General features: G+C 36.8%; 20 protein-coding genes. 11 read left to right on the plus strand and 9 right to left on the minus strand.

The genetic code is table 11. The features are described from left to right. Positions 1-335 precede the first annotated feature (335 nt). The 3 genes from AB1422_01625 (at position 336) to AB1422_01635 (ending at position 3,649) form a co-directional block, all read left to right on the plus strand. A complete protein-coding gene (locus AB1422_01625) occupies positions 336-1,160 on the plus strand; it encodes a stage 0 sporulation family protein (GenBank protein MEW6618046.1) in 825 nt (274 codons plus the stop codon). Further along, positions 1,157-2,665 (plus strand): methionine--tRNA ligase, encoded by a 1,509-nt coding sequence (gene metG, locus AB1422_01630; protein MEW6618047.1) that lies wholly within the window; start codon positions 1,157-1,159, stop codon positions 2,663-2,665. The genes AB1422_01625 and metG overlap by 4 nt, the downstream gene beginning before the upstream one ends. Positions 2,666-2,878: 213 nt before the next feature. Further along, positions 2,879-3,649: an AAA family ATPase gene (locus tag AB1422_01635; GenBank protein ID MEW6618048.1), complete on the plus strand. Its 771-nt coding sequence runs from the start codon at positions 2,879-2,881 to the stop codon at positions 3,647-3,649. A 278-nt stretch (positions 3,650-3,927) separates the two neighbouring features. On the opposite strand, the gene AB1422_01640 is transcribed toward AB1422_01635, so the two are convergent. Next, positions 3,928-5,151, minus strand: coding sequence for a C1 family peptidase (locus AB1422_01640; protein MEW6618049.1), 1,224 nt, complete (start codon positions 5,149-5,151; stop codon positions 3,928-3,930). A gap of 627 nt (positions 5,152-5,778) precedes the next feature. Here AB1422_01640 and cbpA point away from each other — a divergent pair. The 5 genes from cbpA (at position 5,779) to AB1422_01665 (ending at position 11,199) form a co-directional block, all read left to right on the plus strand. Next, positions 5,779-5,889, plus strand: a complete 111-nt coding sequence (gene cbpA / locus AB1422_01645; protein MEW6618050.1) for a modified peptide precursor CbpA — start codon at positions 5,779-5,781, stop codon at positions 5,887-5,889. A gap of 160 nt (positions 5,890-6,049) precedes the next feature. Further along, complete coding sequence (gene cbpB, locus AB1422_01650; GenBank protein MEW6618051.1) at positions 6,050-7,420, plus strand: peptide-modifying radical SAM enzyme CbpB; 1,371 nt, start codon at positions 6,050-6,052, stop codon at positions 7,418-7,420. Between the two features lie 9 nt (positions 7,421-7,429). Further along, entirely contained in the window at positions 7,430-8,923 is a 1,494-nt protein-coding gene (locus AB1422_01655; GenBank protein MEW6618052.1) for a cobyric acid synthase, read from the plus strand. Next, entirely contained in the window at positions 8,916-9,710 is a 795-nt protein-coding gene (locus tag AB1422_01660) for an ATP pyrophosphatase (protein MEW6618053.1), read from the plus strand. The genes AB1422_01655 and AB1422_01660 overlap by 8 nt, the downstream gene beginning before the upstream one ends. 403 nt (positions 9,711-10,113) lie before the next feature. After that, positions 10,114-11,199, plus strand: coding sequence for a precorrin-8X methylmutase (locus AB1422_01665; protein MEW6618054.1), 1,086 nt, complete (start codon positions 10,114-10,116; stop codon positions 11,197-11,199). An 852-nt stretch (positions 11,200-12,051) separates the two neighbouring features. On the opposite strand, the gene AB1422_01670 is transcribed toward AB1422_01665, so the two are convergent. The 8 genes from AB1422_01670 to radC form a co-directional block, all read right to left on the minus strand. Further along, positions 12,052-12,315, minus strand: a complete 264-nt coding sequence (locus tag AB1422_01670; protein ID MEW6618055.1) for a hypothetical protein — start codon at positions 12,313-12,315, stop codon at positions 12,052-12,054. Positions 12,316-12,660: 345 nt separating this feature from the next. Further along, positions 12,661-13,065, minus strand: a complete 405-nt coding sequence (locus tag AB1422_01675) for a hypothetical protein (GenBank protein ID MEW6618056.1) — start codon at positions 13,063-13,065, stop codon at positions 12,661-12,663. A gap of 30 nt (positions 13,066-13,095) precedes the next feature. Next, positions 13,096-13,248 carry a DEAD/DEAH box helicase family protein gene (locus AB1422_01680; protein ID MEW6618057.1) on the minus strand — a complete coding sequence of 51 codons (153 nt, stop codon included), beginning with the start codon at positions 13,246-13,248 and terminating at the stop codon, positions 13,096-13,098. Between the two features lie 2 nt (positions 13,249-13,250). Next, a complete protein-coding gene (locus tag AB1422_01685; protein MEW6618058.1) occupies positions 13,251-14,375 on the minus strand; it encodes a Fic family protein in 1,125 nt (374 codons plus the stop codon). A 541-nt stretch (positions 14,376-14,916) separates the two neighbouring features. Continuing rightward, a complete protein-coding gene (locus AB1422_01690; GenBank protein MEW6618059.1) occupies positions 14,917-17,136 on the minus strand; it encodes a DEAD/DEAH box helicase family protein in 2,220 nt (739 codons plus the stop codon). Positions 17,137-17,140: 4 nt separating this feature from the next. Beyond that, positions 17,141-18,520 carry an ATP-binding protein gene (locus AB1422_01695; protein ID MEW6618060.1) on the minus strand — a complete coding sequence of 460 codons (1,380 nt, stop codon included), beginning with the start codon at positions 18,518-18,520 and terminating at the stop codon, positions 17,141-17,143. A 4-nt stretch (positions 18,521-18,524) separates the two neighbouring features. Continuing rightward, entirely contained in the window at positions 18,525-20,198 is a 1,674-nt protein-coding gene (locus tag AB1422_01700) for a site-specific DNA-methyltransferase (GenBank protein ID MEW6618061.1), read from the minus strand. A 4-nt stretch (positions 20,199-20,202) separates the two neighbouring features. Then, the gene (gene radC / locus AB1422_01705) at positions 20,203-20,886 is read right to left on the minus strand and encodes a DNA repair protein RadC (protein MEW6618062.1); all 684 of its coding nucleotides are present in this window, start codon (positions 20,884-20,886) and stop codon (positions 20,203-20,205) included. A gap of 665 nt (positions 20,887-21,551) precedes the next feature. Here radC and AB1422_01710 point away from each other — a divergent pair. The 3 genes from AB1422_01710 to AB1422_01720 all read left to right on the plus strand — a co-directional run bounded on the left by AB1422_01710 (position 21,552) and on the right by AB1422_01720 (position 23,229). Beyond that, positions 21,552-22,241 (plus strand): hypothetical protein, encoded by a 690-nt coding sequence (locus AB1422_01710; GenBank protein ID MEW6618063.1) that lies wholly within the window; start codon positions 21,552-21,554, stop codon positions 22,239-22,241. Positions 22,242-22,357: 116 nt separating this feature from the next. Next, on the plus strand, positions 22,358-22,936 hold the full coding sequence (locus AB1422_01715) for a 2-oxoacid:acceptor oxidoreductase family protein (protein MEW6618064.1): 579 nt from the start codon (positions 22,358-22,360) through the stop codon (positions 22,934-22,936). Further along, on the plus strand, positions 22,933-23,229 hold the full coding sequence (locus AB1422_01720; protein MEW6618065.1) for a 4Fe-4S binding protein: 297 nt from the start codon (positions 22,933-22,935) through the stop codon (positions 23,227-23,229). Before AB1422_01715 ends, AB1422_01720 begins: the two co-directional genes overlap by 4 nt. Positions 23,230-23,267 lie beyond the last annotated feature (38 nt).

The following is a 23,267-nucleotide window of genomic DNA, read 5'->3' on the forward strand; positions in this document are numbered from 1 at the left end:
GTTGAATATTTTGCTCAATAATGTCAGATTTAGGTTTTTCAATAATTGAAGGACACACCTCTAACCCCTCTCAAGAGGGGAATATAACTTTTCTTTAATTCTATTGCCTCATTGAAAAGCACTTCTCTTTCTTTTGTTTGGAATTTTGATTTTTGGTCATTGGAATTTATTTGTAATTTGGAATTTGTGATTTGGAATTTTGTAATTCACTACACTATTTTTTGCAATTCATGGTTTAGCCATAACTTTGCAATAATTCCTCTTCCTTGTGTTTTCAGGGGATTTCAATCTTCTAAAAAATCACGAAACTATAGTAAAAAGGAAGGTTTAACAAGATGATTGAGGTTGCGGGAATAAAATTCCAAAAGGATTATAAAATTTATTACTATGATATAAATAATCTTGAGTTGAAACATGGGGATTGTTGTATCGTAGAAATAGACCGAGGAATAGATTTAGCTAAAGTAATACAAATGCCTAAAATAATTGAAAAGGCTAAAGGCTCTAAACCCCTGCCTAAAGTTATCAGACTGGCGACTCGCGAGGATTGGAACAAGGTAAGAGAAAATAGGGCAAAGGGAAAGGCCGCTTTTCTTTTTTGTAAACAAAAAATTAAAGAACAGGAGCTATCTATGAAGCTTGTTACTACTCATTATACCATAGATGGCAAAAAAATCATTTTTTATTTCACGGCTGAAGAAAGGGTAGATTTTCGACAATTAGTCAAAGATTTGGTGCATCACCTTAAAATCAGGATTGAGTTACGGCAGATTGGTGTTCGGGATGAGGCTAAATTGTGTGGTGGATGTGGTTGGTGTGGTCGGGAATTATGTTGTGGAACTTTCTTAAAAGAATTTGATTCTGTTCAAATCAAAATGGCTAAAGAACAAAATCTTATCCTCACACCAGGTAAAATATCTGGTGTTTGTGGTAGATTAATGTGTTGTCTGGCTTATGAATATCCGATTTATGCTAAATTCCGTAAACAAGCACCAAGATGCGGAACAAAAGTAACTACGCCAAAAGGAATAGGAACTGTCCAGGGTATAGATGTTATGCGAGAACAAATTATTGTGAAATTAGAAGGAGATGCAGGCTCTCTATCTTTTCCCTTGAAAGAGGTACATTCTTTCTCATTGGTAAAGGGTGGTAAAGAATGAAATACTATGTTACTACTCCGCTTTATTATGTTAATGATTTACCACATATTGGTCATTCTTATACCAATGTTGCGGCAGATACATTAGCCAGATATAAGAGGTTACGAGGCTACGATGTCTTTTTTCTGACTGGCACAGATGAACATGGCCAGAAGATTGAGCGGGCGGCTAAAGAACAAGGACTATCCCCTCAAGAATTAGCCGATAATGTGGTCGTTAGATTTAAAGAACTCTGGGAAAGACTTAATATCTCTTATGACGATTTTATCCGAACCACTGAACCTCGCCATAAAAATGCCGCCTGGCGTCTTTTTAAAATAATCTATGAAAACCAGGATATTTACCGCGGTAAATATGAAGGTTGGTATTGCACCCCTTGCGAAACTTATATCCCCGAAGGTCAGTTAATAGAAGGTAAATGCCCTTCTTGTAATAGACAACCAGAATGGCTGGCTGAAGAAGGCTATTTCTTCAGATTATCGAAATATCAAGAGCCATTATTAAAATATATCGATTCTACTCCTGATTTCATCCAGCCAGAATTTAGAAGGAATGAGGTAATTAATATTATTAAAGAGGGTTTAAAAGACCTGAGCATCAGCCGAATGACATTTGATTGGGGAATTAAAGTGCCAATTGAAGGGGCATTTGATGTTATCTATGTCTGGTTTGAGGCGTTAATTAATTACATTACTGGCTGTGGCTTTGGACTTGATGAAGAAAAATTCAATCATTACTGGCCAGCTGATGTTCATATTATTGGTAAAGATATCTTAAAGTTTCATGCGATTATCTGGCCAGCAATGCTTATCTCGGCTGGTATTAACCCACCTAAGAAGGTCTTTGCTCACGGTTGGTGGACTATCGAAGGTAAAAAGATGTCAAAATCAGTTGGTAATGTCATCGACCCAAATAAAGTCATTGATGAAGTAGGTGTGGATTGTTACAGGTATTTTTTACTTCGAGAAGTCCCTTTTGGATTAGATGGCGATTACTCTTACGAAGGATTAATTCATCGAATAAATAGTGATTTAGCTAACGACCTTGGTAACCTTGTTTCAAGGACTTTAGCCATGATTCAAAAATATACCGAAGGCACAGTGCCACAACCGTCAAATGAAACCTCAAAATTAAAAGATATGACATTAGGACTTCTTCCGCAAGTTGATACTGCTTTTGATAATCTACAATTTCATATCGCTTTAGACCATATTTTTAAATTAATTCGTGCCTGCAATAAATATATAGACGAAACCGCACCCTGGAATTTAGCTAAAACTAAAGATGACAAATTAAATGATATTCTTTATGATTTAGCCGAGTCAATTAGATTTATAACTATCTATATTTCACCTTTTATGCCAGATTCAGCAACAAAAATCTGGCAACAATTGGGTCTGGAAGAAAATATAAGTGGGACTAATGAATTAAGCCAGTGGGGTATATTAAAACCCGGCACGAAAATCAATCGTGCGGAATCTGTATTTCCGAGGATTAAAGTTTAGTCGCGCTCTATAGTAGTTATTAACGAAAATTTCTCATAGAACAGATATAGCAACAGGGTTGATGGTTGATAGTTTATAGTTTATAGTTGATAGTTTATAGTTTCATAGACTATCAACCATCAACCATTAACTATCAACCATCAACTATCAACAATACTAATGTGAACTTTTGGTTAATACTTACTCTATGAGATTATTTCAGGAGGTAATTTTATGGCTAAAGTTATTGCTGTTGCGGGTAAAGGCGGTGTCGGAAAGACAACTATTGCCGGCTTTATAGTCAGATTTCTTAAAGAGCAAAATTGTGTCCCTATTCTGGCTGTTGATGCCGACCCATCAATGAATTTGAATATTACTCTTGGCGTAGATGTTCATCGCACCATTGGTGAAATCCGAGAAGAGGCACGACCAGAAATAGGAAAAAGACCTGCTTATATGAGTCTGGCAGAGTATTTTGAACTGGAAGTCAATCTAGCTCTGGTGGAAAGTAATTCCTTTGATTTGTTGACAATAGGCCGCCCTGAGGGAAAAGGATGTTATTGTTCCGCAAATAGTAATTTAAGAGATATGCTGAAAAAAATTACCTCAAATTATAAATATGTTGTCATTGACAATGAAGCCGGGATGGAACATATCAGCCGACAAACAGATGATAAGGTAGATGTGATGTTGATTATCTCAGACTCATCCCCAAAAGGATTAATCGCCGCAATTAGAACAAATGAATTGATTAGAAAACTTGAAAACGAGGTTAAGCATACATTCTTTATCATTAATCGAGAGGCAAAAGACCTTCCGTCTAACTTCATTAAAGAGATTGAAAATCATAAACTCCCCTTTGCCGGCAGTATTCATTTTGACCCTTCCATTTCTGAATATGAAACTGTTGGCAAATCAGTCTTTGACCTCCCAGATGATTCCATCCTCTATCGGGACATAAAAGATATTCTTCAAAGAATAAATGAAGTCTGTCACTTCTGGTAATGAATGCCGTAACCGTTCAGGTGGTAATTTACCGCAGAGACGCAGGGGAACGGAGAAGACATGGAAATAAATCAGATAAGAGAAAAGATTATTGAGGCACTCATTGCAATACATAGGACATCAAAACCAAATTGTTAATCAATCATGAGATGTTGGTCCTCAAAAGCTTGCTCTGAGGAAAATCAGAGATGGAATGAAGCTTATGGTAAATAGTTTTTAATTTTTTCTCTGCGTCTCTGTGTCTCTGCGGTGAACGGTTACTAGGTCAGATTATTGTCTTAATAAACAGAAAATGGTTCGATATCTTCACAAACAATATCGCCGGTGATATAATGTAAGAATCTCCCGCCAAATTCATAGTTACCATGAGGTTCACTACCATTGAGGGTATAACTTAATAATGGTGCTTCAAAATTAGCATTTGCACCAATTGTGACCCCTGGCAGGTTAAGTATAGATATTAACGAATTATCTGGAAACTTAACCCATACCTTTGCATCAAGGACATCAGCTGTATCATCGTTAGTCACATGGGCGTTAGCAGTTAAGATATTTCCTGTGGTAAAGGTCGCACCGTTTAGAATAATATCCAGTGATAGTGCTTGAGGTGGTGTTGTGCCTGACATAAGGATTGTGCTGTTGCCAATTGAAGACTCTCCATATCTTATTCTAAACCAACCATCTTCACCCCAGCCTGTTCCCCAGCTATTCTTGCATATCCAATATCCTTCTATGTTGTTGTAACCAACAAAAGCAATCTGGTGGTATCCTTCAAGAACTCCCCATGAGTATTCATAGACTCCACTCTCGTAGAAAAAGAAATCAGTATATACTGCCATTGTCGTGGATAAAGGTGTTTGAAATAGTGCCCCGCGGATGCTATCCACATTATTTGTCACCCAATTCCATTGACTAATTTGTGTAACCCTATCTTCCCAATCAGGACAGGTATTTGCACAGGGATAATCATTACCATTACCTGAAATATAGGGATAACACGCCTCATCAGGAGTTCCGGAGTCTCTCAGATAATTTGCCGCCGATGAGGGATACCATCCGTAGTCACATAACCCACCACCACAGGAAAACAAGTGTTGTTCTGAAAGGTCAATAGATAGAAGTGGGTTATTTGCTTCGATACGCGCTAAAGGCTCTAAAGCACCAATCGCCCCAAAGGCAACACAACTTCCACAAGCCCCCTGATTGCGAATAGGGGTCGTCCAGTTATATCCATTTGCATTTCGCCAGTCCCAGATATCGGGTAAAACCTTTGTAGATTTTACCGTGATTGATGGTTTGGTTTGAGGAACAATTATTGCCCCGCATAACCTTTTTCTTGCCTCTTTAGAGAGTTTGGAAACATCTGTTTCTCCTGCTGTCCAACTTGTTCCTTTTGACTTGATTGCCTTTTTTATTGCCGATAACTCTGCATCCTGTCCAAAGACTAACTGACAGGACAGCATTAATCCTATAACTATACTTGTTATTAACTTTAAATTCATCTGTCAACCTCCTTATCTTTGGTAATTGGTAAATGGTAATTAGTTACCAATTACTTGCTTTTAAGTTCGTGAAGCCCTATTTAGTGATTAACTAAATGGCTGGAATTTATAAGAATCTTTTTCCACCTCCTTTCTCCACCTGATTTTTAGCCTTTTATAAAATGATAACATATAAAATAGAATATGTCAAGAGTTTTTTACTAAAAAAAATAATATTGACAAACTGTGTAGAAATATGCTATTATAATTGCTACGGGTAAAAAAGGGATAGATTTTTAGGAATAGTTACCTTAAAGAAATAAAAAATCAGCGTAGGTAGAGGAAGTCCTTGTGAGATTCAAGGCACTGTCCCGCAACGGTAATAAAATCAAAAGATAAAAAACAGAAGACACAAAAATAAGGTTTAACCTTATAAATCTGAGTTCGGACTTTTGATTATTGAGTCCGGCCGACTACCTACATTTGATAACTACCTTCGCGGAAAGGGAATAAAAAGAAAGATTTTAACCCAATCTTCTTCGTGGCGAAGGTTGGGTTTTTTGTTGAAGACTAATAAAAGCAACACTCAATTCCTGAACCTGTCAGGAACAGGTTTTATCCGAGAGCGCTCTTAAAAGGAGGTGGTAAATGATGGAAAAACCAAAAGCCAAAGACAAAAAAGATGTTATTGCCTTTCGCAAAAAATGTAAGGCTAAAGGCACAGGTCTTTCACATTACATTCTCCTCGATAAGAAGTAATGAATGACCCGGTAATCGGTTATCGGTAATACTGGTTACCGATAACCTGATTACCAAATTTGTAACCGTTCACCGCAGAGACGCAGAGAAAAAAAATAAAAACTCTGTGCTCCCTGTGTCTGTGTGTGAGGATACATCAGGAAATGGAGGAAATAAAATTATGGTAAGTTCGCGAGGAATTTATTTTAATACAGGTGATGGAATTTCACTTCAGCCCATAGATATTAAACATAAAGATTATCTCGGATTGGTATCTGCGGATACGGCCTTCTGGATATTAGTTAAGAAAAGTCAATTGGTTAAGGTTCTGACTAACATATCTTCTTTGCAGGAATACCGTAAAAAACAACAATCTTTTCTTAAAGAAATGGAGGCTTTGAGGTTTGGGTTGAAACCTTCTGCAGTTTATTTTAATCTAACTGACCGCTGTAATTTGAATTGTTCGTATTGTTACATCCCGGAAAGATTACGGAAGAATGGCAAACAAATGTCTGCGGAGAGAGTCTTGCGTGCACTTGAAATCTTAAAGGCTCATTTTAAAGACCAGAAGGCACAAATTGTCTTTCACGGTGCTGAACCACTGCTTAATAAAAAAGCACTATTTTTGGCTATTGATAGATTTGGAGATGATTTTCACTTTGGTATCCAGACTAACGCTACATTGCTGGGAAAGGAAGAAATAGACTGGTTGACTTCAAGACAGATAAGTATTGGGCTTTCTCTTGATGGCCACACAGCACAGGTGGCTGACAGATTGCGTAAAACATGGGATGGACGAGGTGTTTTTCAAAATGTCATCAAGGCAATAAATCATCTTAAAGGTTATGAAAATTATTCGGTCATCTGCACTGTAACAAAGGAAAATATGTCCTCACTGACCAAAATAGTTGAATTTTTACATAATCTGGAAGTTCCAGTTTGTATGCTAAACCCGGTGCGCTGCACCCTACCAGATGCCCGCAAGTCTAAACCCACAGATTTTGACTTAGCAAAGGATTATCTCAAGGCATTAGACAAAACATATCAACTTTATAAAAAGACTGGCAGACGGCTTGTGGTCGCAAACTTCGCTAATGTCCTGGTAGCAATTATTGCTCCAACTGGTCGAAGGTTGATGTGCGATATTTCACCCTGTGGCGGAGGAAGATGCTTTTTTGCCATTTCAAGTAACGGCGATTTATTTCCTTGTAGTGAGTTTATTGGGTTAAAGGAATTTAAAGGTGGTAATCTTTTTCAAAACGATATTAATAAAGTCCTGACATCAAAACCATTTAAACTTGTTACCGAGCGAAAGATTGAAGGCATTAATCCCTGTTCTCGCTGTGCCATAAGACATTTTTGCGGCTCACCCTGTCCGGCAGAGGCTTATGAGATGAATGGAGCGATGGAAACTCGAGGTGCATTCTGTGAACTTTATGAGGAACAGGTGCGTTATGCCATGCGTTTGATTGCAGATGGCAAAGAGGATGCCTATCTCTGGGATGGCTGGGATAAAGGAACAGTGACCAGTTTGAATATAACCAGTGTGTAAAATAAAATAATGAAAAAGGCAAAAACCATTCAAATTTGTGGAACGGGCTCAGCTGTGGGTAAGAGTGTCCTGGTAGCAGGGTTGTGCCGAATCTTTCTTCAGGAAGGATTTAAGGTAGCACCTTTTAAGGCACAAAATATGGCACTTAATTCCGCTGTTACTCAAGATGGTCTGGAAATCGGTCGGGCTCAGGCAATGCAGGCACAAGCCTGTGGATTAAAACCTACGGTTGATATGAATCCTGTATTACTTAAGCCGACCAGTAATGTTGACTCCCAGGTTATTATTTATGGCAAACCAATCGGAAATATGTCCGCATTCCAATATTACAACTACAAATCAAAGATATTTCCTCAGGTCAAAGAATCTCTGAATAGATTAAGACAGGAATTTGACATTGTGGTCATAGAGGGTGCAGGGTCACCCGCAGAGATTAATCTAAAAAAATACGATATTGTCAATATGCGGATTGCTCGCTTAATAAAATCGCCGGTATTGTTAGTCGGCGATATTGACCGAGGTGGTATTTTTGCCTGGTTATTGGGCACATTACAACTTCTGTCTGAGTCCGAAAAAAAGTTAGTCAAAGGTTTTATCATTAATAAATTTAGAGGCAACAAAGCCCTTTTGAAAAATGGACTGCGTTTTCTGGAAAAAGAATCAGGTAAAAAAGTGGTTGGTGTTGTTCCTTATTATGATGACATAAAACTGCCTCAAGAAGATTCCCTGTTTTTTGACCAGCCTAAAAAAAGCAGGGTTAAAGAAGACGCAATAAAGATAGTTGTGGTCAGGCTGCCGCATATCTCTAACTTTACTGATTTTGATGTCTTTGAACAGGAAGAAGTGGATTTTGAGTATAGCGTTGATATAAATGATATAAAAAAGGCAGACTGTATTATTTTACCAGGAAGTAAGAATACCTGCGATGATTTAGAGTTTCTTTATGAGAAAGGAATTGTTGAGGTAATAAAACAAAAGGCAGAGCAAGGTTGTGTTATCGTAGGAATTTGCGGCGGCTATCAGATGCTTGGCAACAATATCCGTGATACCTTTGGCGTGGAAGGTAAAAAGAGTGTTCAAGGACTGGGATTGCTTGATATGGAGACGCAATTTAATAAGGAAAAGAACACCTATCTGGTGCAAGCCAAAGATTTAACCAGAAATCTCCTCATCAACGGTTATGAAATCCATCATGGTCTAACTAAAATTAATGGTTCGTATTTATTTTTAATTATCAAACGCGGGGACAAAAAAGTGCATATTAAAGATGGAGCAGTAAATTATGCGGGTAATGTCTGGGGGACCTATATTCACGGACTTTTTGATAATCATTTATTTCGACATAATTTCTTAAATGAGCTGAGAAAAAAAAGGGGGTTGCCCATTAAACAAGTGATGGGTGAATTTTCTCAAGATAAGGAATATGATAAACTTGCTGATTTGTTACGAGAAAATCTTGAGATGGAATTTATAAAGGAAATAATCGGTGTCTATAATGGCTAAAACAAAGGCTTTTTGTTGCTGGAGTGGTGGTAAGGATAGCTTATTGGCTTGTGTTAGGGCAAGCAAAGAAGTTGAGGTTACCTATCTTTTAAATATGGTGGATGAAAATGGTATCTCCTCTCGTTCACACGGACTTGGTTCAAATGTATTGAAACTCCAGGCTGAGATAATCGGTATCCCGCTTGTTCAGAAGAAAACCAGCCGACAAACCTATGAACAAAGGTTTAAGGAGGCGATAGCTGAGATTAAAGACCTGGGTGTTTCTCCTGAAAATCGGGACTCGGGACTCGGGGTTCGGGACTCGGGAAGGCTGGTAGCCGCAGGCTTCAGCCTGATTTCACCTGAACCATCAAACCATCAAACCCATTTTCATCTTCCTTTGTGCCCACTCCCTGTGGGCATGAGCGTTTCTCAAGGTGTATTTGGCGATATTGATGTTGTAGAACATCGAGATTGGATTGAGCGGGTCTGTCGAGAAATGGAGATAACCCCAATATTTCCCTTGTGGGAAGCAGATAGAGAGGAGATGCTTGCAGAATTTATGCAGGCTGGCTTTAGAGCCGTGGTTGTCTCAAGCAAAATAGGACAGGAATGGTTGGGTAGAGAGATAGATGAGCAGTTTGTCAACGAACTGAGGGCATTGGGGAACATTGACCTATGCGGCGAAAATGGCGAATATCACAGCTTTGTCTATGATGGACCTATATTTAAAAAACCGGTACTATTTACCCCGGGTAAAACTACCTTTAAAGACAATCGCTGGTTTTTGGAGATAATTCCAAAATAAACTAATTAGTAAGCGTTCAGATAGTAATTCACCGCAGAGACGCAGAGCAACAGAGAAAACATAGAAATAAAGTAACTATTCAGCCACTGATTATAGCACTTATTAATCGGTAACCGTTCAGGATATAGCCACAGAGTTACAGAGAACACAGAGGGAATATATAACCAACGAATGAACACAAGTACAAAAAGATTCGACCTGTGCGGTTAAATGTAAAATGGATAATGTAAAATGTATAACTGAAAGGTAATGAGTCTGGCGAAGGACTAAAATTTCCCATTTTTCATTTCCTATTTTACATTTATTTTTCCTTTGCGTCTCTGCGATGAATTAGTTTAATCGCACAGGTCGATTTTTTTCTCTGCGTCTTTGTGTCTGTGTGGTGAATCAGGAGGTTAAAGAGATGGACGCAATCCTGCTTTTAGGACATGGCAGCAGGTTATCAGAAACCAATAAAACACTCCTTCAAATGGCTCAAATGGTTAAGGAGATAGGTAAGATACCATTGGTTGAGATAGCATTTTTACAGTTCCAGAGGCCTGATTTCTTTGACGCTGTCAAAACCTGCATCTCGAAGAACGCAAAAAAAATCATTGTCCATCCTTATTTCCTCTATCAGGGAAGACATTTTGAAGAAGATATAACCGAAATGATTACAGAGGCAAAAAAGAGATATAACGAGATTGAGTTTATCCTCACAGAACCTCTGGGCGTGCATGAAAATATCGCCAGAGTCGTCCTTGAACGAACAAAGAAGAATATCCGTGAGATTAAAATACTCAAATCTCACGAAATAGAGGAGAAAAGCATTGAGATAATCGGCGAAGAACTGGGTGAAACAAACTTCCGTGATACTGAATTATCCATTGTCAAAAGGGTTATCCATGCCAGTGCAGATTTTGATTTTGCTAAAAATCTACGATTCCACCCAGAAGCCGTAGAGGCAGGGATAAGAGCAATAAAGGCGGGAAAAGATATTCTTGTGGATGTCAGGATGGTTGAGGCAGGGATAAATAAGAGATTGCTTCAAAACTGGCATGGAAGAGTTATCTGTAAAATCCAAAATTTTGCTTCGCAACATTCTTCGCATTCAAAATCTAAAATCCAAACTCCAGAAGATAAAACAAAAGCAGAAATGGGAATAGAAATGGCATTACAGAAAAATAACAATATTGGTATCATTGCCATTGGAAATGCGCCCACAGCCCTCTACCGGGCAATGAAACTCATCCGTGCTGGAATTTACACCCCTGGACTTGTTATTGGTGTGCCAGTTGGCTTTGTTAAGGCAGTTGAGTCAAAAGAGGTGCTCCTGCATATGAAATATCCATTTATTACCTCAGTGGGAAGAAAAGGCGGAAGTCCGGTCGCAGTGGCAATAGTCAATAGCCTTTTAAAAATAGCAGAAGGAAATACAGTAACCGTTCCTGTGATTCAGACACTGGACATCAGACACAAGACTATAGACTCTATTTATGCAGGAAATTAGTGACATTTGGGAAACCATCCTCAAAACTTCACTCCCTGAATTTTTCCACCTGTGCAGTTAAACATTTCGCTCCTACGGAGCTGAATTCTTTAAGGATTATCATAGTCTACAAATATATCACTCCTAACGGAGTTTAAAAATATAGCACTTATTATTCAAAACTTTACTTAGAATTAAATACTCGTAACTACTCGTAGTGAATTAACAAGTTATGCGTGAACCATTGCTACACTATGTCAAATTAGTGCTATAACTCTCTATATTTTTAGACAATTATGTCCATTTGGCTTGCCTTCCTCTATTTCTTATGATAAAATGGGGAAAAATAGAATATGAAAATTCGACCTCATCCTTCATTTAATGTCCCATAGGGACATTATATCGGTAAATGGTTTTCCATAAATTTTCTACCAATATATCGTTCCTACGGAACTGATTGATTTGTCTATCTATTCCTACCGATATTATGTTCCTAACGGAATGATTATTCTCATGCCTTATTTATGGGTATTATCCTATGCTGGAGTTTCGTGAATTTTCTATGATTCCTTTCTCATTTAATCTTTGCGTTCTTTGCGGTTAAAAAAAGGATAAACCACAAAGGGCACAAAGTAGTAACGCAAAGGACACAAAGGGAAGAAAATAGGTGAAGCATTTTTTATCAACTCAACTTCAAAGGATAAGTTGCAAAAAAAAATCATCAGGCTTTTGAGCCTAATTTTGCCATCTTTGAGCAAAATAAACAGATTGATAAGGATTCAGATAGCCTCAATAGCTCCTTAAATTAACGAAACTCCAGTAAAAGTCGTTTAATGTCTCGTTTGAACTGGGTTGTTCTTCGAATAGTCAGCTTTAAGATAACAAATCCTTTCGTAATTCTTCGACAGAATGAAATACAGGCACGGTAGATTTGTCTTCGGCAAATGCTTTCAAGGTCGTTTCATTCGGGATTTCAAGTTTACCAAAACTATGTCGAATATCTTCATCTTTCAGAATATATCGTGTGACAGCCACGCGGTCTTTTTTTGGTAATGCCCGAAATACCCGATAAAACGCCTCTCCTGTAGTGATTGTCACAGATTGATATTTTTCCAAATCTTTTTTTGATGTCAACATCTTTGGCACTCCTTTTTTAAACTAATCGGAATTTTTTGAGTGTTACCTTCACTTTTGCCCCGTTAGAAATACCTACTATTGATTGTTTCAGTCCCCCTTTCTCTTCACTCTACTACTTATAGACATTTCTAATGGGGTTTGTCCATTATGAGAATATGTTACCAAAATCTTTCCCTATTGTCAACAAGATTTTAACTGACAGTCCTGAAGAGTAAAAATCTTTGCACAAAAACTCCTTGAAATAATCCATTTTTTATTCTGGGAAGGTTTGTTTTTGTTTCTGTTTCAGTTAGGTTCCAGCCATAATATTGACTATACCTTTGGGGAGAAATTCTTAGCTAATTTTTATAATATCAAATCAACCCAATTTTCAAAAGAGCTATTCTTAAAATCTTTGCTTGCTTTGTCAAAATAAACCCAGCGTCCGCGATAATTCCGCTCGGTGTTGGTGACTATACCGCCAAAACATTTTTTGCCTTTTTTATTTTCACTTTGAATATACTTATACAATCCATCAATTTTTGGTCCAGCAATCTGTTTTGTTAAGCTGGCCTTGGTATCAAACAGGCCAATCCTTCCGTCCTTCAACTTCACAATAAAATCAACATAAAAGGGGTTCTTTTTGCCGTTGTCATAAGGAACGGCAAAAAATGTTGCGTCTCTGTCACCGTTTTTAAACCACCACTCAACTTTGTTGTCCGATTTTTCCAAAAAATCAATAAAAAGCCGTTTCCGGTTCCCATCTTTCATCGCTGTAAAACGGCATCATTATTGATTTCTTTACTTCTTCAAAATTTCCGCCATCATTATTGTTTTGCCCGAGCCGGTCGGCGACTTGAAAACAAGTTTTTTACTCCCAGAATAACCCAAAAGCCGCTTGGCTTTTATCAATAAATCATCTATTGCGTTTTCTTGATAAATTTTTAGTTGCATAGTTAATCAAATAATTTTATGTACTGCTGATGGGCAAAAACTTTATTTCTTTTTTTGCCAGTTATTTCTCTTAGAATTTCTAATTTAACTAATTTATTGACCAATGCTAAAGCATTAGGATTTTTAAGTCCTGTCATCCTTTCAATGTCTTTTATTGTCGCAAGGGGTGTGTGAAATAGAGAATTAAAAACTAATGTCGCCTTGTGAGTGGACCTTCCTAAAGATAAAATTTTATTCAAGCCATCCCCCCGTAGTTTCAATATCTTTTTACTTGTTTCAACTGCCTGTTCGGCGGTAACCGCTACTCCTTCAAGAAAAAACTTTAACCAACCTTCAATATCATCTTTTCCGTGAAAAGCGTTAAGACGGTCATAATATTCTTGTCTATATTTTTTGAAAAAATCTGAAAGATAAAGCAAGGGCTTAGCTAATGCCTTTTGCTGACAAAGATAAAATGTAATTAAAAGGCGTCCGATTCTTCCGTTGCCATCTAAAAACGGGTGAATGTTTTCAAATTGAGCATGAAGCAACCCTGTCTTTAACAATATCGGCATAGGAGATTTATCGTGCAAAAACTTCTCAAAATTATCCAGCAAAGTCATTATTTCCTGCGGCGGAGCCGGAATAAAAGATGCTCTTTGGAGAGTTATCCCACCTATCCAATTTTGAGATTTTCTAAATTCTCCCGGTTCCCTTCCTTCGCCTCTTACACCTTCAAGCAAGATTTTATGAATTTCTCTTATCAATCTTAAAGAGAGCGGGAACGATTTTAGACGGTCTAATCCATAATTCATTGCTTTTATATAATTCAAAATTTCATCAACATCTTTGTGGATTTCCAAATCTTCTACTTTCGCTTCCGCTTTCAAAACATCGGTAAAGGTAGCTTGTGTTCCCTCCACCTGACTTGATAAAGTCGCCTCTTTTCTGATATACATCAGAATAAAAAAATCCACATCGGGCAATGTTTCGGCAATTCCATCCAGCCGACCCAATGCCAAATCTGCTTTTGAAAGCAAACTTTGAAGTTCCTCATCGGCTTTAATTTCAAAAGGCAAGAAATCTGGCACAAATGCCTTATATTGCAATTCACTTTTTAATTGGTTAATGTATTTTCCGCTTCTCATAATTTTGAATCGTAGATTGGTTGTTTTTAATCTACGATTTTAAGTATAAATCGTAGATAAATTATTGTCAATCTTTTTCTACCATAGATAACTTTTTGATTGTTTATGTTTTACTAAATAAATCATTTACATATCTTTTTAATCGTCCCCGCACAAAAAATTTTTTCATTTAAGGAAACGAAAATTTTTCTGTTTTGATATTCTGCTAACGCAGAATTGCAGAAACGCTTCCCACCCCAGACGACGGAGCGGGCGGGCAAAAATTCATTGGTGGGGATGACACTCAGTCCCCCTTTCTCTTCACTCTACTACTTATACACATTTCTAACGGGGTTTGCCATTATGAGAATATTTTACCAAAATCTTTCCCTATTGTCAACGAGATTTTAACTGACAGTCCTGAAGAGTAAAAAATCTTCACACAAAAACCCCTTGAAATAATCCATTTTTTATTCTGGGAAGGTTTGTTTTTCTTTCTGTTTCAGTTAGGTTCCAGCCGTAATATTGACTATACCTTTGGGAAGGAATTCTTAGCTAATTTTTATAATATCAAATCAACCCAATTTTCAAAAGAGCTATTCTTAAAATCTTTGCTTGCTTTGTCAAAATAAACCCAGCGTCCGCGATAATTTCGCTCGGTGTTGGTGACTATACCGCCAAAACATTTTTTGCCTTTTTTATTTTCACTTTGAATATACTTATACAATCCATCAATTTTTGGTCCAGCAACCTGTTTTGTTAATCCAGCCTTGGTGTCAAACAAGCCAATCCTTTCATCCTTCAACTTCACGATAAAATCAACATAAAAGGGTTTCTTTTTGCCGTTGTCATAAGAGATGGCAAAAAATGTTGCGTCTCTGTCGCCGTTTTTAAACCACCACTCAACCTTGTTGTCCGATTTTTCCAGAAAATCAATAAAAGCCGTTTCCGGCTTCCATCTTTCATCGCTGTAAAACGGCATCATTATTGATTTTTTTACTTCAACTTTTTTATACTCGCCGCCAAAAGATAGAGTTTCCGGAACATTCCAATCCGGCACCTCAACCATTTCACTTTCTCTTTTTTCAACTTCTTCTCTGTATTTTTCCTTGACTTTATCTAAAACATTGACGAAATGCTGAGAGTTTTTATCGCTCAAAACTATTTGGACGATTTCTTCCCAAACATCGCCATACCACATTTTTAATTCTTGCTCAAAAAACTTATAAATTGATTCTTTTACTCTGCCAACTGACCTGTCTTCAGGATAGAAAGGTGTTAGGTGGTCGCGCACCCAAAAATCAAGCAATTTCTGTAAATCAAAACCGCTGGTTTTTATGGGCTTATCGCCAACAATTTTAACTCCTGCCAAAGCGTCAACATCTTCGGCTTTATAATCAGAGATGATTTTCAAATCAATTTTTCTTATCTTTATATCAACATTCTTTTTCAAGCCATATTCCCTGGCCTCTGCTAAAAATATCTCTGTAAAAAGAGGAGATAATCTCGTTTTCTCACGATGTCTTTTGGGATAGCAAGAAACTAAATTTAATTTAGGATCAAAACTTCTCCTGCTTGTGTAAATCGTGATGTAATCTTTGGCAATGTCTTCTTTAATCTCTATATTGTCCAAATTGGTATAAACATACCCATAATTCAAAATCTCGCTTTTGTAATGGCCCTTATCTGGTTCGGGCATACGCATAATCCTGCCGACTGTCTGGATTGAAAAAATCGGACTGTGCCATTCTCTAAACAAAACTAAAATCTGTGCTCTCGGACAATCCCAGCCCAAAGCAATAGCCTGCTTGAAAAGTAAAACTTCAACATAGTTATCCATCTTTTCTACTTCTTCTTTATTGATGTGTTCGCCCGAAAGCCAAATTCCTAGCCGATTGTTTCCTTTTTCCGTTGAGATTTTATATTTGCTTTTCAAAATACTTTCCACCCGTTCCCTTATTCTATCCTCTAAACTTGTTTTTCTGTCTGGCAATTGAATTAAAACTAAAGGATTGACATTAACTCCTTCTTTTTGAAATTCTTTAACTAATTCTTGCTTCTTTTTCATCGCCGCGTCTATGACCAATTCCTCGCTACCACCACTTAATTTCTGTGTTTGGATTTTTCCTTGTCTTATAAAACTCTCAAACTCATCATTCAAAATAACCGCTTTTTTAATCATTCCGTCTCTTTTGACATCCTCAAGCAAAACATCAACAGAAAGGTCGCCGCTTAAAACCGGCGTTGCCGAAACCTCAATTGTTAATTTCGGCCCAATCATCTGAATTAGGCCTTGCGAAATTTCGCTGGTGGCGTGATGATGGGCTTCGTCAATAATCAAAATTATTTCCAGGACATCTTCCTTTGTCCTCTCTAATACCTTTGACAAGTTAAAATCCTGTTCGTTATCGCGAATATAGATATTGTCTGCTTTGTTTATACTTTCCCAGTTAAAAAATAAAATCTCATTTCCGCTTATTTTCCTGTCGTCTAAATCCTCAAAATAGGAACACTTTAACGCTCGGCTTGTCTCAAAATAGTTTTCTAACTTATCTCGGCTTTGCTTATGAAGCTGTCTTGGGGCCGTCCAGATAAAGCCGAGAGATTGCCTGATTTCTCTGTCGTCCACTAACTGCTTCAAAAATTCCGCCATCATTATTGTTTTGCCTGAGCCGGTCGGCGACTTGAAAACAAGTTTTTTACTGCCAGAATAACCCAAAAGCCGCTTGGCTTTTATCAATAAATCATCTATTGCGTTTTCTTGATAAATTTTTAGTTGCATAAGATTAAATCCGTCCTTGTAAAAATTTTTGTATATCATTCTTAAATGTTTCTCTTGGTGGATTTTCCCATTGAAACAGATAAATTAAATCTAAATATGACTCAAGAGCAAGCTGATCTGATTTATTCAGTAAATCGGTGACAGAAAAAGTTTGCGTATGATAATTCCATGGTTCGCTAATTTTTGCCATTCGTGGAAAACTAGAAGGCATTCTATTAAAAGAATCTACAACGAGCTCGCGATTATTTAAATCATAAAGTTTGATTTCAATAATCAAATTTTCATCAAAAACGTTTTGAGTCGCTAATCGTTTAGCAAATTCAAAAATTTCGGTTAATGTATATAAAGTTCCAAGAACACCAAGCCATTTTTTACCTTTAAGTTCGTCTCCCCTTGCCCATATATTTCTATATTCGACATCTTTTAACCAATCCTCTCTTAAGGCTAAAAGGTGATAAAAATTAGCGCTTTTAGTCATTCTCCAAAATTCAATATGATTAGACCAATTGATAGTTTTTTCAACCCCATCTAAAGTAGGATAGGGTTCACCCTCACTATCTCTAAAATGAGGATAATCCCAACCCTTAAGCTTAACAACAGCGGATTGCACAATATCTTTTATTTTCTGTTTCTCAATTCTTTGTGAATTATAAACACTAGGGCGGATGTTTATTTCCCAATAGCCCTTGGATTTTATTTTTGTGATAACTTCATCCTTGTTCATAGTTACTTTGATATCCTTCAACTCTGCTTTAAACTTATCTTGGTCAGTTTTTGTACTTTTTAACACTTTCACACTTGACATTGTCTTAAAAAATCTTTGCACTCTAACAGAGAACAAGGCTAATTCCTTTTCAATTGCTAAATCTATTATCTCTCTCATTTCAGAAGGTTCGGTAATCTTTTTTGTTTCCGGTTTGTCGGTTCTAATATAAACAACAGAATTTTCAAGCCGATTTAAATTTCTGTTGTTTTTGCAAATAATGGGAGCAAATATAAAACTTTGAACTGCGAAAACTATAAAATTTTTACTATCATATTCAATATTGAGAATTTGAAATTTAGGTTCTGGTTCGCCAAAGTTTCTCACATGTTCAAAAATTAAATCTTGATCGTAAGTTTTTAAATTGTCCTCGCTCACTCCTTTTAATAAATATTTCTTTTCTTCATCGTCCCTCTCTATTCCTAAAATTATCTTACCTCCATCACGAGTATTAGACATAGCTAGAATACTCTTGATAATTTCTTGAACCTTGTCGTTCTCTCGAATAAGATCAATCTTGTTTGGCCAAGGAATAGAAGGTTTAAATTCAACAGATTTACTCTCATTTGGAGATTCTAATATACCGGTAATAATTTTGTCGGCTTTTGTGGGATTAATCATAACTTTACTTAAAAATCCTTCTATAAACCCGTAAAATTGCTTCGGGGATTGGCGATAATTGGACTTTCTGTTTTACATCTTTGAACTCATCATCAAAAGTTTCATCGCCCAAAGAGAAAACATAGACGCTGAATTTTCCTTTTATGTCTTTAATCGCTTTTTTGAAAGCCGGAATTGCTGTTTGGTCCCAAATAATGCCAGTATAGTAGTCTGAATTTTTGAAAACTTTAAATCTTTCGTTATCTAATACCTTTTCAAAAGTTCCCTCTTTAACACAAAGCATTTCTGTTGCCTGTTGGGTGAGTTTAATTTTGTTGCTGTCCGTTGGCTCATCATAATCAACAAAATCGGTTTTGAAATATTTAAGGTTGGCTGGAATTCCTGTTATATCAGGATAGTCTTTATGTCCTTCTATAACTCTTTTAATTCTAGTCCAGCATACTTCTTCAGCAATGTCATTTTCGTTATTTGTACAAAGGATAAATTTTCTTTCGCCACTATCTTCTTTATTAAGCAACAAAAGAGCATGAGCAGTAGTTCCCGAACCCGCAAAATAATCTAAAACGATGGCATTTTTTCTTGAATATAAAATTGGAGCTATGCAATCGTAGGTATTCCAAATAGATTTTGGAAAATCAAAATGGGTATTCGGCACTAAAGCGTGGACCAATTTTGTCCCGTATTCATTGGCATCATAACGACTATCTTGCCATACTGTTCTAACTGTTCCAAAATCCTTACCAATTTCAATTTCATAACCTGTTCTTGTTCTTCTTGTTCTCAATAAATTTTTAACTTCTTCTATGCTTTGTCTTGCATATCGCCATTTCCTTTCAATTTTGTTTCTATCAATGGGATAAATATAATAAGCATCACCAACTTTTTCTGTCTGCGATTTTGGGTGTTTCTCATTGGGTAAAACATCCCCAAAACCAATAACCTCATCATCTTTTACGATGATCGGATAAAAACAGTTCTTGGCGTCTGTTCTTAACGATTCACCGCCGTTATCCCTTAAATTCCTCCAATCTATATCTTTAGGCTGTATTTTTCTCTTTTCTATAACTCTCAATCCTTTCCTAAAAACAAAATACGCATATTCGTGGGTATATGAAAAATTATTTCCTTGAACTCCTCTTGGATTATGCACTATTGTTATACAATGAATTTCAAATCCTTTAAAAATTTCTTCCAGTAATAATCCCAATCGGTAAAATTCATTATCATCAATTGCACAGACAAACACGCCGTTTTCTTTTAATAAATTTCTTGCCAATCGCAGTCTATGCCCCATCATACTTAACCACTTGCTGTGTCTCCACGCATCGTTAATATCAACATAGTCATTGTTATACTTCCAATCTCTTGCCCCTGTATTAAATGGAGGGTCAATGTATATGACATCTATTTTACCAGGGTGGGTGTAATTCAAAACAGAGAGGGCATGATAATTATCACCTTCAATCAATAAATTTACTGGCTTATTTTTATCGGTAATAATTTCTTTATCCTTAACTTCTTTCAACACCGGCAGTTTCTCTTTGCACATCTCAACCACTTCTTCTGGTTTTTCTTCCCAAACAAGCCCGTATTTTTTCCTTTTCTTCAATTCCTTTTTCAGCCGCTCAACTTCTGCTTTCAAATTTTCAATCTCTAATTTTTTATTTTCTTTTGCCATAATTTTAGATTAATCCCTTATTTCTGAAACTAAAGAAGCCGTCTTTAACTACAATAATATGGTCAAATACTTCTATGTCTAAAATTCTGCCAGATTCCACTAATTTTTTTGTAATCACTAAATCATCTTCCGATGGTTCGGGGTCGCCTGATGGGTGATTATGAGCAAATATAACCGAAGCGGCCTTACTTTTAATTGCTTCGGCAAAGACCTCGCGTGGATGGGCAATGCTTGTGTTTAAACTCCCAACTGAAACTTCTGCGATTGAGTGGCCTCTACTATTAAGAGCGATGATATAAAAATGTTCTTTATGATAATCTTTAAGTTTGCTTTTTACCAGCCGATAAACTTTCTCTGGGTCGGTAAGCTCTTTGCTTCTATATGACGGGGCTTGAGTTGAAAGCCGACGGCTAATTTCAAAAGTGGCTTTTATTTGGGCGGCTTTTGCCAAGCCAATTCCTTTAATTAAGGATAATTCTTCAATACTTGCTTCTGACAATTTTTGCAAACTCCCAAAATGACTTAATAACTTTTGGGCAGTGACCGCCACCGATTCGCCGGCGACGCCTCGGCCTAAAATAAGTTGTAACAATTCTTGAGCCGAGAGTGCTTGTTCGCCAAACTTAACTAACCGCTCACGAGGCCGTTCATCTTTTGGTAAATCATGAATGGTAAATGATTTGTTCATATTATTCCATTAAATCATCGAGCGAGGAGACGCCAAGTGCATCTGCGATTTTTTTAACTCATAGAAATTTGATAATATGTAAAGATGGGCATCCTTTAACAGATTGCTTTCAATCTCTTTAATTAGAGTAATTCCTTTAGCAATTTTCTGTATAACCTTAATATTATATCTCCTATAAACCTCTTTTAGTATACTACTTCATTAAAAGTTTGTCAAGAGGCTGACCGAGAATTTTTATCTCTTCTACTATTTTGGTAAAAACCTACTAAAATTAATATTTTGACTCAATTAGCCCTAAAATGACCGTTCACCGCAGAAACACAGAGACGCAGAGAAAAAAATTAAAATCTATTCACCAGAGATAGAAATTTCCTTTTTTTGTGCATTTCGGATCTTTCGTTATTTATTAATCTTTTAATACTTACTTTCGACTAACTGTTTTTAAACCTTTTTAAACACCGAAAAATACAAAAAAAGATATTTTCCTCTCTGTTCCTCTGCGTCTCTGCGGTAAATTACCACCTGAACGGTTACGCCCTAAAGGCAAGGAAAGATTATAAAATTGTATCTTAAAAAGAAAAATCCTGAAAATTTACTCTTCAGAACGAGATTTACATTTTTTCTTGACAAATAACAAATGATTTAGTATTATATTTTGTATGAAAATGGATAACCAATTAAAAAGAAGATATGAGTATGAAATAGAACAACTTCATAATATGGTCATAGATGAGGCAGAGACAAAAACTATTGCGGAAGAATACCTTCAATACTTATGTCAGGCAAGAGTTGCCCTGAGCCTGGATGACCAGGTAGAAACGGAATATTACATTACTTTGACCAAATCCATCTTTGCTCGAACAAAAAAAAGTAAAGAACTTCAACAAGCCTGTGGTCGAAGAATAATTTTATATGAACTTATCTGGCTATCTGTCTTATTAATCCTTATCCCAATAATAATCTTTAGATTTGGGCGATTTATCGTGCTTGGGGTTCCTGGTGAATATTACATTTGGGGTGGTATCGGAGCAACAATCTCAGCGATATATAATTTTATTAAACAAACCTCTCTTAGAGATTTTGATAGACAATTTATTACCTGGTATTATATTAAACCTATGTTAGGAATAATCACTGGAGCTGTAGTTTATTTTTTATTTATGTGTATCATTTTTGCAATGGGCGTAGAAATTGACCCGATTAGACCTAATTTATTGATTTTATTAGCCTGTTGTCTAACAGGATTTAGTGAAAAATTCTCTTTAGAAATGGTTGAATCTGCTTCCCGGTCAATCTTTAATATCCCTTCACGAGTTAAGAAAGGAAAACACAGAGAAGTAGATAGTAGAGAGTAGCCAGTTTCAACTAACTGCTTATTATTTTTAAAGCTTCACGAAATTAAAAGTAAGTAACTGGTAACTAATTACCATTCACCAGTTACCAATTACCAGATGAAAGGAGGTAAAAAGGCATGAGTGAACTTTTTGAGATTCGCTGGCACGGTCGCGGTGGACAAGGAGCCAAAACTGCGGCAATTCTATTTGCAGATGCAGGTGCGGGTGAAGGTAAGTATGTTCAGGCATTCCCGGAATATGGTCCCGAGCGAATGGGTGCGCCTGTTCAGGCATTTAACCGCCTTAGTAATGAACCAATTACACTTCACTGTGGGATTGATTCCCCGTCTGTGGTGGTGGTGCTTGACCCAACATTGATTGAAACAGCAAAGGTGACACAAGGATTAAAAGAAAACGGAATGCTTCTGATTAACACAAATCAACCCCCTAACATAATGCGTCAAAATTTACCAGATTTTAAAGGAAAACTGTTTACGGTAGATGCGTCAACTATCTCTAAACAAGAACTGGGCAAGGAAATTCCTAATACACCCATGCTTGGTGCGTTAATTAAGGTAACTAATTTAATAGACTTTGACCGAATGCTTCAAGATACACGCAAAAAATTGGAGAAAAAATTCAAATCTAAACCAGAGGTGATTGAAGGTAATATTAAATCAATCCAACGAGCATATCAGGAGGTGAAAGGCGAATGAAAGAAAAAGAAGGATGGATGGATTTACCTATTGGAGGCTTAATATTAGAAGGCGGCACAGCAACTAAATACATCACTGGCGATTGGCGGAGTTTAAGACCCATCTGGGATAGTGAAAAATGTATTAGTTGTTTGACTTGCTGGATTTATTGCCCGGATTCTTCTATTTTAGTAGAAAATGAGAAGATGATAGGAATTGACTACGACCATTGTAAAGGCTGTGGTATTTGTGCTAATGAATGCCCACCTAAAGTTTCTGCCATAAAAATGGTCAATGAGGCAGAGTTCAGGTAATCGGTAATCTTGATTACCGATTTCAAACGGTGAGCAAT

The organism is bacterium (genome assembly GCA_040757115.1).
GTDB lineage: Bacteria > UBA9089 > CG2-30-40-21 > CG2-30-40-21 > SBAY01 > JBFLXS01.